Annotated in this window: 11 protein-coding genes; 9 read left to right on the forward strand and 2 right to left on the reverse strand. The window is 61.6% G+C overall.

What is annotated here, in order from left to right:
• Window positions 1-74: 74 nt before the first annotated feature.
• Together dgoD and V8P77_RS30360 are read right to left on the reverse strand one after the other, a co-directional pair.
• Window positions 75-1,223 (reverse strand): galactonate dehydratase, encoded by a 1,149-nt coding sequence (gene dgoD / locus V8P77_RS30355; protein ID WP_335915896.1) that lies wholly within the window; start codon window positions 1,221-1,223, stop codon window positions 75-77.
• Between the two features lie 66 nt (window positions 1,224-1,289).
• Complete coding sequence (locus tag V8P77_RS30360; RefSeq protein WP_335915897.1) at window positions 1,290-2,045, reverse strand: FadR/GntR family transcriptional regulator; 756 nt, start codon at window positions 2,043-2,045, stop codon at window positions 1,290-1,292.
• Between the two features lie 212 nt (window positions 2,046-2,257).
• Here V8P77_RS30360 and V8P77_RS30365 point away from each other — a divergent pair, with 212 nt between their 5' ends.
• The 9 genes from V8P77_RS30365 to V8P77_RS30405 all read left to right on the forward strand — a co-directional run bounded on the left by V8P77_RS30365 (window position 2,258) and on the right by V8P77_RS30405 (window position 13,283).
• Window positions 2,258-3,241, forward strand: coding sequence for an arabinose ABC transporter substrate-binding protein (locus tag V8P77_RS30365; RefSeq protein WP_335915899.1), 984 nt, complete (start codon window positions 2,258-2,260; stop codon window positions 3,239-3,241).
• A gap of 69 nt (window positions 3,242-3,310) precedes the next feature.
• The gene (gene araG / locus V8P77_RS30370; RefSeq protein ID WP_335915900.1) at window positions 3,311-4,837 is read left to right on the forward strand and encodes an L-arabinose ABC transporter ATP-binding protein AraG; all 1,527 of its coding nucleotides are present in this window, start codon (window positions 3,311-3,313) and stop codon (window positions 4,835-4,837) included.
• On the forward strand, window positions 4,834-5,784 hold the full coding sequence (gene araH, locus V8P77_RS30375) for an L-arabinose ABC transporter permease AraH (protein WP_011653625.1): 951 nt from the start codon (window positions 4,834-4,836) through the stop codon (window positions 5,782-5,784). Before araG ends, araH begins: the two co-directional genes overlap by 4 nt.
• Window positions 5,781-6,671, forward strand: coding sequence for an aldose 1-epimerase (locus tag V8P77_RS30380; RefSeq protein ID WP_335915901.1), 891 nt, complete (start codon window positions 5,781-5,783; stop codon window positions 6,669-6,671). The genes araH and V8P77_RS30380 overlap by 4 nt, the downstream gene beginning before the upstream one ends.
• Window positions 6,672-7,451 carry an SDR family oxidoreductase gene (locus V8P77_RS30385; protein ID WP_335915902.1) on the forward strand — a complete coding sequence of 260 codons (780 nt, stop codon included), beginning with the start codon at window positions 6,672-6,674 and terminating at the stop codon, window positions 7,449-7,451.
• A gap of 148 nt (window positions 7,452-7,599) precedes the next feature.
• Window positions 7,600-8,031, forward strand: a complete 432-nt coding sequence (locus V8P77_RS30390) for an OsmC family protein (protein ID WP_017962203.1) — start codon at window positions 7,600-7,602, stop codon at window positions 8,029-8,031.
• Window positions 8,032-8,312: 281 nt separating this feature from the next.
• Window positions 8,313-8,921, forward strand: coding sequence for a TetR/AcrR family transcriptional regulator (locus V8P77_RS30395; protein ID WP_168346388.1), 609 nt, complete (start codon window positions 8,313-8,315; stop codon window positions 8,919-8,921).
• 48 nt (window positions 8,922-8,969) lie between these two features.
• Entirely contained in the window at window positions 8,970-10,109 is a 1,140-nt protein-coding gene (locus V8P77_RS30400; protein ID WP_335915904.1) for an efflux RND transporter periplasmic adaptor subunit, read from the forward strand.
• A gap of 27 nt (window positions 10,110-10,136) precedes the next feature.
• Entirely contained in the window at window positions 10,137-13,283 is a 3,147-nt protein-coding gene (locus tag V8P77_RS30405) for an efflux RND transporter permease subunit (protein WP_335915906.1), read from the forward strand.
• Window positions 13,284-13,455: the final 172 nt, after the last annotated feature.

The following is a 13,455-nucleotide window of genomic DNA, read 5'->3' on the forward strand; positions in this document are numbered from 1 at the left end:
CTGCGCGACCCCATCACTTGAATTGCGGCTAATCCTTTCCGAAAGTCGATTTCGATTTTCGGGGTTATGCGCTCTCACCATTCGGCGAAGCTGCCGTCGGCATGCCGCCAGATCGGGTTGCGCCAGCGGTGGCCCTCCTTGGCGCGTTCGATGACATAGGCCTCGTCGACCTCGATGCCGAGCCCTGGACCCTGCGGGATCGAGACGAAACCATCGGCATACTGGAACACCTCCTTGTTGGAGATGTAGTCCAGGATGTCGTTGCCCTTGTTGTAGTGGATGCCGAGGCTCTGTTCCTGGATGAAGGCATTGTAGCTGATGGCATCGACTTGCAGGCAGGCGGCAAGCGCGATCGGGCCCAGCGGGCAATGCGGCGCCAGCGCCACGTCATAGGCTTCGGCCATTGCCGCGATCTTGCGGCATTCGGTGATGCCGCCGGCATGGGAGAGATCCGGCTGGATGATGTCGACGTAGCCGTCCGAAAGGACCTGCTTGAAGTCCCAGCGCGAAAAGAGCCGTTCACCCAGCGCAATCGGCGTCGAGGTGTGGTTGACGATATCGCGCAGGGCTTCCTTGTTTTCGGACAGCACCGGTTCTTCGATGAACATCAATTTGTAGGGATCGAGCTCCTTGGCAAGAACCTTGGCCATCGGCTTGTGGACGCGGCCGTGGAAATCGACGCCGATGCCGATATGCGGGCCGATCGCCTCGCGGATGATGGCGATGGTCTCGACCGCCTTTTCCACTTTCTCATTGGTGTCGACGATCTGCATTTCCTCGCAGCCGTTGAGCTTGATCGCCTTGAAGCCGCGGGCAACCACGTCCCTGGCATTGTTGGCGACATCCGAGGGACGGTCGCCGCCAATCCAGGAATAGACCTTGATACGATCACGAAGCTGGCCGCCGAGCAGGGAATGGATCGGCTGGCCGAGCGCCTTGCCCTTGATGTCCCACAGCGCCTGGTCGATGCCCGAGATCGCGCTCATGTGGGCGGCGCCGCCGCGATAGAAGCCGCCGCGATACATCACGGTCCAGTGGTCCTCGATCAGGAAGGGATCCTTGCCGATCAGGTAGTCTTCCAGCTCATGGACGGCGGCCTGAACGGTGAGCGCACGGCCTTCGACGACCGGCTCGCCCCAGCCGACGATGCCCTCGTCGGTCTCGACCTTCAAAAACAGCCAGCGCGGGGGAACGATATAGGTGGTGAGTTTGGTGATCTTCATCGCTGTTCTTTCAGTCTCTTCCCGGGTGTGCGATCGTCGGCGCGTCCGCAGATTTGCCGTGATCGGTCATTTCGTTCTGCCGATCGCTTTTTCGGCGGCGGCAAGATCGCGCACCGCAAGATCAAGCATGCGGTTGGCGCATTCGCGGGCGCCAGCCTTGTCGCGCATGCGCAGGGCCTCGACCAGCTGACCGTGGACGAGCACTGCATCCTCGCGATTCTCGACGCCGATATTGGAGGCATGCAGCGCATATTTCAGCGCAGCGTGAATGGCGCTCGACAGGCGGCGAAAGACTTGATTGTGGCTGGCGGTGAGCAGCACCGTGTGGAACATGACGTCGGCATCGGTGAAGCTTTCCGGGTCGCGGGCGCTGTCGCGCATCTGCCGCCAGGCATTGTCGAGATCGGCGATCTCCTGGGCGCTGGCGCGCTCGGCGGCATATTCGGCGGCTGCCGGCTCGATGGTGCGGCGGGCTTCGAGAATGCAGCCGAGCAGGTCGAAATCCTTGATATAGGGACCCATCCATTCAAGCACGTCGGCGTCGAGGATATTCCAGTCATCCTTGTCGCAGACGGTGGTTCCGATGCGCGGCTTGCCACGGACAAGGCCTTTGGATTCCAGCACTTTCAGCGATTCGCGAATGACAGTGCGGCTGACGCCATAGAGTTCGCAGAGATCGTTTTCGCGGGGCAGCGGCGAGCCCGCGGGATAGCGGTCCGCACAGATATCCTGAGCGATCGCCGCCGTGACGTTGCGGCGTACGCGCGGGCGGCGCTCGATGCGGCGGCTTTCGGCCCCGCTCTGTCGCTCGATTATTTCCAATTCACCTCTCCGCTCTGTCTCGCGTGCTAGGCAACCGAACCTGATTATCCGAATTCGATCCGCTTTGCGACGCTTCCTCCCGGCACCTCGTTAATAATCCTATTATTCCAATCATCATACATTGGCAATTGACTGGTATGATGATTTATCATAATTCAGTGGACATTGCCTGGGAGGCAGCGGCTTGGTTTTTGAGAGTTAGGGAGAGAGACATGCGCTTGTTCAAAGCAGCCATTCTGGCTGGCACTTTCGCCATTCTGGCAGCCGGCTCGGCATTTTCCGCGGACGTCAAGATAGGGTTCATCGTCAAGCAACCTGAGGAGCCGTGGTTCCAGGACGAATGGAAATTCGCTGACCAGGCCGCCAAGGAAAAAGGCTTCACCGTCGTCAAAATCGGCGCCGAAGACGGCGAGAAGGTCCAGTCGGCGATCGACAATCTCGGCGCCCAGGGTGCGCAGGGCTTCATCATCTGCACGCCCGACGTCAAGCTCGGCCCGGGCATCGTCGCCAAGGCCGAAGCCAACCAGCTGAAGCTGATGACGGTCGACGACCGCCTCGTTAGCGCCGACGGCAAGCCGCTGGAAGACGTGCCGCATATGGGCATTTCGGCCACCAAGATCGGCGAGACCGTCGGCCAGGCGATCGTCGACGAAATCAAAAAGCGCGGCTGGGACATGAAGGATGTCGGCGCCGTGCGGGTCTCCTATGACCAACTGCCGACAGCCGTCGACCGCGTCGAAGGTGCGATGTCGGTGCTGAAGTCCGCCGGCTTCCCGGCCGAAAACATCTATGATGCGCCACAGGCGAAGACGGATACGGAAGCGGCGCTCAACGCGGCAACTACCGTTCTCAACAAACATGCCGACGTGAAATACTGGGTCGCCTTCGGCCTCAACGACGAAGCCGTCCTCGGCGCCGTCCGTGCTTCCGAATCGGTCGGCATCCCGGCGGCCAACGTCATCGGTGTCGGCATCGGCGGGGCGGAATCGGCGATCAACGAATTCAAGAAGCCGGCGGCGACGGGCTTCTTCGGGACCGTCATCATCTCGCCGAAGCGTCACGGCTATGAGACGGCGCTCAACATGTATGACTGGATCGCCAACGACAAGGAGCCGGCAAAGCTGACGCTGACTTCGGGTTCCCTAGCACTGCGCGGCGATTTTGCAAAGGTCCGCAAGGATCTTGGCATCGAGTGATCGTCCTTCCAAGATGATATCGTCCGGCGGCCGCTCAGCGCGCCGCTGGCTCTTCTCGGCGGAGCGATGATGGCTTTCCTCGAATTCAGCAATATCTCCAAGGGCTATCCCGGCGTGCAGGCGCTGGCGAATGTGTCCTTCACTGTCGAGAAGGGTGCCGTCCACGGCCTGATGGGTGAAAACGGCGCGGGTAAATCGACGCTGATCCGGGTACTGTCGGGCGATCAGGCCGCGGATGCCGGCCACATCCTCATCGACGGCGAGCAGCAGAAATATGCGTCCGTCCGTGACGCCTTCCATGCCGGCGTCATCGTCATCCATCAGGAACTGCAACTCGTTCCGGAGTTGACCGTCGCCGAAAATCTCTGGCTCGGACGCTTTCCGGCCAAGGGTGGCGTCATCCATTCGAAGACGCTGATCGAGACGGGGCGGTCGAAGCTCGAGGAGATCGGCATCGATGTCGATCCGTCGGCCAAGGTCGCCTCGCTTTCGATCGGTGCGCGGCAGATGGTCGAGATCGCCAAGGCCGTCATGCTCGATGCACGGGTGATTGCGCTCGACGAGCCGACGTCCTCGCTTTCCTCCCGCGAAAGCGAAATCCTGTTTTCACTCATCGAAAGGCTGAAGGCGAAAGGAACGGTCATTCTCTACGTCTCGCATCGCCTCGACGAGATCTTCCGTCTTTGCGACAGCCTGACGGTGCTGCGTGACGGCAAGCTTGCCGCCCACCATCCTCAGATCGCCGAAACCACCCGCGAGCAGATCATCTCGGAAATGGTCGGGCGCGAGATCAGCAATGTCTGGGGATGGCGCGAACGTCCGCTCGGCGACATACGGCTGGAGGTCAAGGGCCTGTCGGGGCCGAGGCTACGCCATCCGATCAGCTTTTCCGTCCGCCAGGGCGAAATCCTCGGTTTCTTCGGCCTGATCGGAGCCGGCCGCAGCGAGATGGCGCGGCTGCTTTACGGCGCCGATGCCAGGCATCAGGGCCAGGTCACGATCGACGGCGTTGCCGTTTCGCCGAACAATCCGAAAGCGGCGATCAATGCCGGCATGGTGCTTTGCCCCGAGGACCGCAAGTTCGACGGCATCATCCAAGGGCGATCAATCGAGGAGAATATCGCGATCTCGTCGCGCCGGCATTTTTCGCCCTTCGGCATTCTGAGCCCGAGACGAGAGGCAGCGCTGGCAGATCGGTTTATCGCCAAGCTTCGAGTGCGGACGCCGTCGCGCAAGCAGGACATCATCAACCTCTCGGGCGGCAACCAGCAGAAAGTCATTCTCGGCCGCTGGCTGTCGGAGCAGGGGATCAAGGTCCTCGTCATCGACGAGCCGACTCGCGGCATCGATGTCGGGGCGAAATCGGAAATCTACGAAATCCTCTACTACCTTGCGGCCGGCGGCATGGCGATCGTGGTCATATCCAGCGAGTTGCCCGAAGTCATGGGCATCTCCGATCGCATCATGGTGATGTGCCAGGGCAGGGTGGCGGCCACTGTCACCCGTCCGGATTTCGACGAGCGCAGCATCCTGACGGCGGCGCTTCCCGACAAGAATGCCGCAGGCACCTTTTGGAACCAGGAATACGGACGATGAATTCGTTGAAAAAAATTCTTCTCGGCGAACAAGGGCTGGTGGTGATCTTCGCTGCCGCCTTCGTGATCGTCTCGCTCTTCGTTCCGAACTTCCTGACCGAGCGAAACATGCTGGGGCTGCTGCAGTCGGTCGTCACGATCGGCATCGTCGCCTGCACGATGATGTTCTGCCTGGCGTCGCGCGATTTCGACCTTTCGGTCGGATCGATCGTCGCCTTCTCCGGCATGATCGCGGTGATGGTCTCGAATGCGACGGGCTCCATTCCCGTCGGGCTGCTCGCCGCCCTGCTTTGCGGCGCCGTCGTTGGTTTCGTCAATGGTATCGTCATTGCGCGCTTTCGCATCAATGCGCTGATCACCACGCTTGCGACCATGCAGATCGTGCGCGGGCTGGCGCTGATCGCCTCCGATGGCCGCGCCGTCGGCATCAATGATCCCGCCTTCTACCAGCTTGCCCTGTCGCGATTTCTCACCGTTCCGACGCCGATCTGGATCATGCTGATCCTTTTTATTCTCTTCGGTTTCGTGCTCAACCGCACCGTCTTCGGCAAGAATACCCTGGCGATCGGCGGCAATCCCGAGGCCTCGCGGCTTGCCGGCGTCAATGTCGTCAACATGCGCGTCTGGATCTTTGCGCTGCAGGGGCTTGTCTGCGGCATTGCCGGCATTCTGCTTGCCTCGCGCATCACCTCCGGCCAGCCGAATGCGGCGACAGGGCTTGAGCTTTCGGTGATTTCGGCCTGCGTTCTCGGCGGCGTCTCGCTGGCCGGCGGCCGGGCGGCGATGAGTGGCGTCATTGTCGGCGTGCTGATCATGGGCATCGCCGAAAACGTCATGAACCTCTTGAATATCCAGGCGTTCTATCAGTATGTGGTACGCGGGCTGATCCTGCTGATCGCAGTGTTGCTCGACAATTTGAGGTCTTCGGCTGCGGGACGGCGCGGATGAACCAGGGACAAGCCGGTAACGACATCGAATTGAGGCACGGCGACCTCGCCGTCCGGGTCAGCCGTCGGGGTGCCGCCGTCACCGCCGCGACGTATCGAGGCATCCCCTTTCTCGTGGCGGCCGGCGGTCCTGAAGGAATGATGGCGAATTTCGCGATGGTGCCATTCGGCAATCGCGTGGAAGGCAACGCCATGTCCTTTGCCGGACGCGACTATGCCTTCCAGCCGAATACTTCCGATCCGCTCTATCGGCACGGCGACGGTTGGCTCAGCCTCTGGCAGCTTGAAGACTCCAGCCCGGAGCATGCGCAGTTCTGCTTTTCCCGCAGCGCCGACAGTGTTTCACCTTATGCCTATCTTACCCGACAGGAGATCCGTCTCGCCGGCGATGCGCTGGTGCTGAGGCTTTCCGTGGAAAACCGCGGCGAAGCGGCTCTTCCTTTCGGGCTCGGTCAACATCCCTTCTTCGCGCGCACGCCAAAGACGCGACTGACGATTGCGGCTGATCGCTATTGGAGCGAGCGGCCGGACCATCTGCCAGAGATGCCTGGCCCTGTGCCGGACTATTTCGATTTCAGATCCGAAAGGCCTTTGCCGCAGAGATGGATGAACAATGCCTTCGAGGGTTGGAATGGGCGAGCTGCGATCGCCTGGCCGGAACTTGGGATTCAGGCGGCGCTGGAAGCCGACGGTGCGCTCGATCGCTTCATGCTGTATATGCCTGTCAACCGGAGCGACTTCTTCTGCCTCGAGCCGATGAGCCACCTGCCGAACGGCCATCACCTTCCTGATTTCGGTGGGCTCGCGCCACTTGCGCCGGGGGAGGCTCTTGCCGGCACGGTGACGATGCTGATGTCGGCGCTGCCGGTTCAACCGGAGGAGGGGTAGATGAGCGGCCGCCTGCAGGGCAAGAACATCCTGATAACAGGTGCTGCGCAGGGTATCGGCCTGGCGATCGCAAAGGCTTTCATGCGGGAGGATGCCGCCGTCTTTCTCGTCGATCGCGATGCGGCGCTGCTGGCGCAGGCGGCGAAAGAGCTCCAGAGCAGTGGCGGCCGTCTTGGTTATCTGCCGGCCGATATTACCGATGCCGGGACGATCACCACATTGGTCGCTCAGGCGAATGAAGAAATCGGACAGCTGAACGCGCTCGTCAACAATGCCGGGGTCAATGTCTTCGCCGAACCGCTCGAGACGACGGACGAGGAATGGAACCGCTGCTTCGACATCAATCTGAAGGGCGCATGGAACTGCTGCAAGGCGGTGCTGCCGGGCCTGATCAAACAGGGCGGCGGCGTCATCCTCAACATCGCCTCGACGCACGCCTTCACCATCATCCCGCACACATTTCCCTATCCGCTGGCAAAACACGCCCTGCTCGGAATGACGAAATCCTTAGGGCTCGAATATGCCGCCCGCAATATCCGCGTCAACGCGCTGGCGCCGGGCTATGTCTCGACGCAGAAGGTGATCGATTACTGGAACGGCTTCCCTGATCCGGAGGCGGCAAAGGCCGAGACGATGAAACTGCATCCCGGCGGGCGCATCGCGACGCCGGAGGAGATTGCCATGGCGGCCGTGTTCATGATCTCCGACGAGTGCCCGTTCATCAATGCCACCTACCTGACGATCGACGGCGGCCTCAGCGTGCTGCAGCATCCCGCCTGAAGGGCTTCGATCCCGCTATTTTTACATGCCTGTCGTCTTCTCGGCATAGAGCATTATATTGCCCATCGGGAAGGCTATCTGATCTCCCGCAGGCACGGAGCGGCGCCCCGCCGCTTTCTGAAAGCACAATCGAAAACAGGAGGACGGCATGCAGATCAATCGCACGGCTTCGGCCCATTGGACGGGTGGCCTCAAGGACGGCAAAGGCCTGATCTCGACGCAAAGCGGCGCCCTGAAGGACTATCCCTACGGCTTTGCAAGCCGCTTCGAAGGCATCCCCGGCACCAACCCGGAAGAGCTGATAGGTGCCGCCCATGCCGGCTGCTTCACCATGGCGCTGTCGTTGATCCTCGGTGAAGCCGGCTTTACCGCCGAGCATATGGAAACCTCCGCCAAGGTGACGCTCGAAAGCGTCGAGGGCGGTTTTGCCATCACCGCCATCCATCTCTCGCTCTCCGGCCGTATTCCCGGTGCCGATGAAGCGACCTTCACCGAACTTGCCAACAAGGCGAAAGCCGGCTGCCCGGTTTCCAAGGCGCTTGCGTCGGTTCCGATCACACTCGACGTCAAGGTCGTCTGACCCGTCACTCCATGGATGAAGTGCCGCGCGCTTGTCGCCGCGGCGCTTTCCATTTGGTGCGCCCGCATTCCAGGGTCCACCTAGTCCGATGCCGTCGGTCGCCGGGACGACGCTGCGGGAGAATCTTTCTTGCCATTTATCGATCATCTCGAGTTATCGCCTCCGCCGGATTCGTCCCGCGACACCTTGTGCTGCTCTACAGCATCTTGACAAGTAACGCCTGATATTTTACGACTGACGAAATTCGAAAATCGTCAGTCGTAAATCAGGTCCCGAAACTTATGAACGACATCGCGGAAAATACGCTGGACGTCGCGCGGCAGGAGAATGTCACGCGCATTCTCGATGCGGCCGAGCGGCTGTTTCGGCATTATGGCTACAGCAAGACAACCGTGGCCGACATTGCCCGCGATCTCGGCATGTCGCCGGCCAATATTTATCGTTTCTTCGCCTCCAAGGTGGAAATCCATCAAGCACTCTGCGGGCGCATGCTCGCCACCGCCTATCAAATCGCCTACGACATCCGCCATCAGCCGATCAGCGCCAGCGAGCGGCTGCGCCGCTATGTCGAGACCCAGCATCAGTTGACGCTCGATCTGATGCTGGACGAGATGAAGGTGCACGAGATGATCGTCGTCGCGATCGAGCGCGACTGGCATGTCATCGAAAAGCATATCGATCGTGTTCATGATCTCATTGCCGAAATCATCGCCGAAGGCATTGCAGCCGGGGAATTCGCCGAGCAGGACCCGGTCGTTGCCTCGCGCTGCTTCGGTGCTGCGACGAACACTCTCTGCCACCCGCAAATGGTGGCGCAATGTCTTGCCAAAACCAACCGCGCGAGCGTCGACGAACTGATCAATTACGTGATCAGGGCGCTGAAGAAATAATGGACGGCAGCCGCCGTCGAATCCCGAAACAATCCAGGAGTGCGGAAGATGTTTTCGCTCAAGACCCTCAGCCATCGCATGCCGTCAATCGCCAGTCTCATGTTCGTCGGCGCCATCGGCATCGGCGTTTCCGCCTGCTCGGAAGAGAAGGCTGAGGTCAAGCACGTCATCCGGCCGGTGAAGGTCGTCGAGATCGCCAAGGCCGGCGACACACGCAAGCTCGATTATTCGGGCTCGGTCAAGGCGCGCACGGAGATGAACCTCGGATTTCGCGTCGCCGGCAAGATCACCGAACGCCTCGTCGATATCGGCGACCGGGTGACGCCGGGTGACGTTCTCGCCCGTGTCGATGCCACGGATTACCAGCTGGCGGTCAAGACGGCGGAAGCCAATCTCGCCGCGGCGGAGAGGAGCGTCGAAACCACCGATCTGGTCAACAAACGCGCCGAGCAGCTTTTCGACAAGAGCGTCGCCCCGAAGTCGCAGGTCGAGCAGGCTTCGCTCAGCCATGACCAGGCGATCTCGCAGCGCGATGCCGCACTTTCCGCTCTCGACCAGGCGAAGAACCAGGTGAGCTACACCGAGCTCAAGGCCGGCCAGAACGGCATCGTGACCACAGTCAATGCGGACACGGGTCAGGTCGTGGCCTCCGGCACCCCGGTCGTTACGGTCGCTATCGACGGCGAAAAGGAAGTGCAGATCGCGGTTCCGGAAAACGACATTGCCGAATTCAAGCCGGGCAAGACAGTCAAGGCCAGCTTCTGGGCCGACGACAGGCTGGTGCTCGAAGGCAAGGTGCGGGAGGTTTCCGGAAGCGCCGACCAGCAGTCGCGCACCTTTGCAGTCCGGGTGAGCCTGCCGAACGATCCGCGCGTGCTCCTCGGCATGACGGCGACGATCGAGGCCGACGTCAGCAACGGCAACAGCTATGTCTCAATCCCGCTCAGCGCCCTGGCTGAAAAGGACGGCAAGCAGATGGTCTGGACCGTCGACCGCGACACGGCGACCGTCCATGGCCGCGACATCAAGGTCGCCGATTTCACTGGCGACGGCGTGCATGTGAGCGAGGGTCTCGATACCGGCGATCTCGTCGTTTCCGCCGGCACGCAATTCATGAGCGAGAACCTGAAGGTGAAGGTGCCGGACCAGCAGTCGGCCCTGGCCGCCACGGACCAGACGGTCCGCTGATAGCGCCATAGGATAGGGAACAAGACCATGGACGCCACCACCACCGAAAAGCGGCCCTTCAATCTGTCGCGCTGGGCGATCGGACATCCGAGCATCGCCCGCTTCCTCTTCGGGCTTATCATCATCACCGGCGTGCTCGGTCTGATGCGCATGGGCCAGCGCGAGGACCCCGAATTCACCTTCCGCGTCATGGTCGTTCAGGCGATCTGGCCGGGTGCTTCCATCCAGGAAATGGAAGATCAGGTTGTCAACAAGATCGAGCGCAAGCTGCAGGAAACGCCGCATATCGACTGGGTCAAGTCCTATACGCGAGCAGGCAGTGCGATCATCACCCTGCAGGTCAAGGGTGACACGAATTCGGAAGAAGTGGCCGATGCCTTCTATCAGGTGCGCAAGAAGGTCGGCGATATCTCCAGCGAATTGCCGCAGGGCCTGCTCGGGCCCTATTTCAACGACGAGTTCGGCGATACCTTCATCACGCTGCATTCGATCAGTGGCGAAGGCTATTCCTATCCGGAACTGAAGAAATTCGCGATCCAGGCGCGCGACATGCTGCTGACGACGCCGGGCGTCGAGAAAGCCGTCATCATCGGCGACCAGCCTGAGAAGATCTATATCGACGTCTCGTCCAAGGCGCTCGCCGAGCGCGGCCTGACGATCCTCGATCTGCAGAACGCCATCAAGGGCCAGAACAATGTCGATCCGGCCGGCTCGGTCGATACCGGCCTGCGCTCGGTGCGCATATCGGTCGAAGGCGACGTGAAGAAGGCGGCCGATATCCGCGAGCTGCGCCTTCGCGCCGGCGGCCAGGTGACGCGCCTCGGCGATATCGCCACCGTCAGTCCCGGTCTCGAAGATCCCTACCAGCGCAAGTACCGTTTCAACGGCCACGACAGCGTTCAGGTCGGCGTCGTGATGGCCAAGGGCTTCAATGTGACCGATGTCGGCAAGGGCGTAGAGGCGACCTATCAGCGTTTCGAAGAGGCGCTGCCCTACGGCGTCGCCGTCGATCAGATCGCCAACCAGCCCGACGTGGTGACGGATGCGGTCAGCGAATTCATGCATGCGCTCGGCGAAGCTCTCATCATCGTGCTGGTCGTCTCGTTCGTGTCGATCGGCTGGCGATCGGGTCTCGTCATCGCCATCGCCATTCCACTGGTGCTCGCAGCCACTTTTGCGCTGATGTACGAACTCGGCATCGACCTGCAGCGCATCTCGCTCGGCGCGCTGATCATCGCGCTCGGCCTGCTCGTCGACGATGCGATGATCGTCGTCGAGATGATGGAGCGAAAGCTGGAGGAGGGGCTCGTCAAGATCGAGGCGGCAAGCTTTGCCTATTCCTCGACCGCCTTCCCGATGCTGACCGGCACGCTGATCACCACGGCTGGCTTCATTCCAGTCGGCTTTGCCGCCTCGACGGCCGGCGAATATGTGCGGTCTCTGTTCTACGTCGTCGGCATCGCGCTCGTCACCTCGTGGTTCGTCGCGGTCTACTTCACGCCGTGGCTCGGCTATATGATCCTCAAGCAGCGCCATCACGCTGGCGAGCATCACGACGCCTTCGACACCGGCTTCTACCGTCGGCTGCGCAGCACGGTCGGCTGGGCGGTGCGCCACCGCGTCATCGTGCTGCTGCTGACACTCGGCACCTTCGTCACCAGCCTCTGGGCCTTCCAGTTCATTCCGCAGAATTTCTTCCCGCAATCTTCGCGGCCGGAAATTCTCGTCGATCTCTGGCTGCCCGAGGGCACCAGCATCAAGGAAGTCGAGGTACAGGCAAAGGCGCTCGAAGCCAAGATGATGGATGATCCCGACAAGCGGTTCATCGCCACCTATATCGGCGAAGGCGCGCCGCGCTTCTTCCTGCCGCTCGACCAGCAGCTGCGCAATCCGAACTTCGCTCAGCTGCTCGTCATGGCCAACGACGAACCGGCACGCGAGCGGCTGATCGTCAAGCTGCGGACGATCCTTGCGGAAGACTTCCCCGATATTCGCGGCAAGGTCGACCGCCTCTTCCTCGGTCCGCCGACCGGCTGGCCGGTGCAGATGCGCGTCATGGGGCCCGACCGCCAGGAAGTCAGGGAGATCGCCGATCAGGTAAAGGCGCGCTTCCAGGCCAATCCGATGCTCGGCGCCATCCATGACGACTGGCTGGAAGAGGTGCCGGGGATGAAGCTGGTGATCGACCAGGACCGCGCCCGGGCACTCGGCGTCACCTCGCAGCGCGTGCGCCAGATGCTGCAGACCGCCATGTCGGGTGCCGCGCTCGACGATTTCCGCGACGGCGAGGAGACGGTCTCGATCGTCGCCCGCGAGCCGGATGCCAGCCGCTCGCTGCTGTCAGCGGTCAACTCGGTCTATGTGCCGACGGATTTCGGCGGCTTCGTGCCGGTCTCGCAGGTCGCCAAGGTCGTGCCCGTCATGGAGCAGGGCATCGAATGGCGGCGCAACCGCCTGCCGACGATCACCGTGCGCGCCACGCTGCCTGACGATGTGCAGGCGAACGACGTGGTAATGAAGATGTATGCCGACATGAAGGACCTGCGCGACAGCCTGCCTGCCGGCTACAATGTCGAGATCCAGGGCGGCGCCGAAGATGCGGCGGAAAGCCAGATGTCGATCGCCGCCAAGGCGCCGATCATGCTCGCCGTCATCATCGTGCTGCTGATGGTGCAGCTGCAGCATTTCGGCAAGGCAATGCTGGTGCTCGCCACCGGTCCGCTCGGCATCATCGGTGCGGCTGCCGCATTGCTGATCAGCGGCGCGCCCTTCGGCTTCGTGGCGATCCTCGGCGTCATCGCGCTGCTCGGTATCATCATGCGCAACTCGATCATCCTGGTCGATCAGATCGACCAGGATATCAAGGCCGGCATGCACCGGCAGGAGGCGATCGTCGGCGCGGCCGTACGGCGTTTCCGGCCGATCATGCTGACGGCGCTGACGGCAGTGCTGGCGCTGATCCCGATCTCGCGCGGTGTCTTCTGGGGTCCGCTCGCCTACGCGATGATGGGTGGCATCCTGGTTGCGACCGTGCTCACCATTCTGGTTCTGCCCGCCGGTTACGCCCTTTTCTTCGGCCGGGAGCCGAAAGCAAAGGACGAGCCAGGCCAGCATGCCGACGCCATCCAGGAAGAGGCGGATGACAGACATCCGCCGGCGTTGGCAGCAGAGTGAGGACGGCGCGGCGAAGGCCGCGCCGTTTTCCTTGCAGGTCACAGCTTGCTCATCAAAGCGCGTCGCTGCCTCCAGCGCCGCGCAGTCTTTACCGCCTGCTCCGTCTTGGAGCCGCGCGCCGATTCCATTGCCGCCTCGAAAAAGCTAAGCTGCGAAAGCATGCCGGAAGACC

Source organism: Rhizobium aouanii (assembly GCF_037002925.1).
Classification (GTDB): Bacteria; Pseudomonadota; Alphaproteobacteria; order Rhizobiales; family Rhizobiaceae; genus Rhizobium; species Rhizobium aouanii.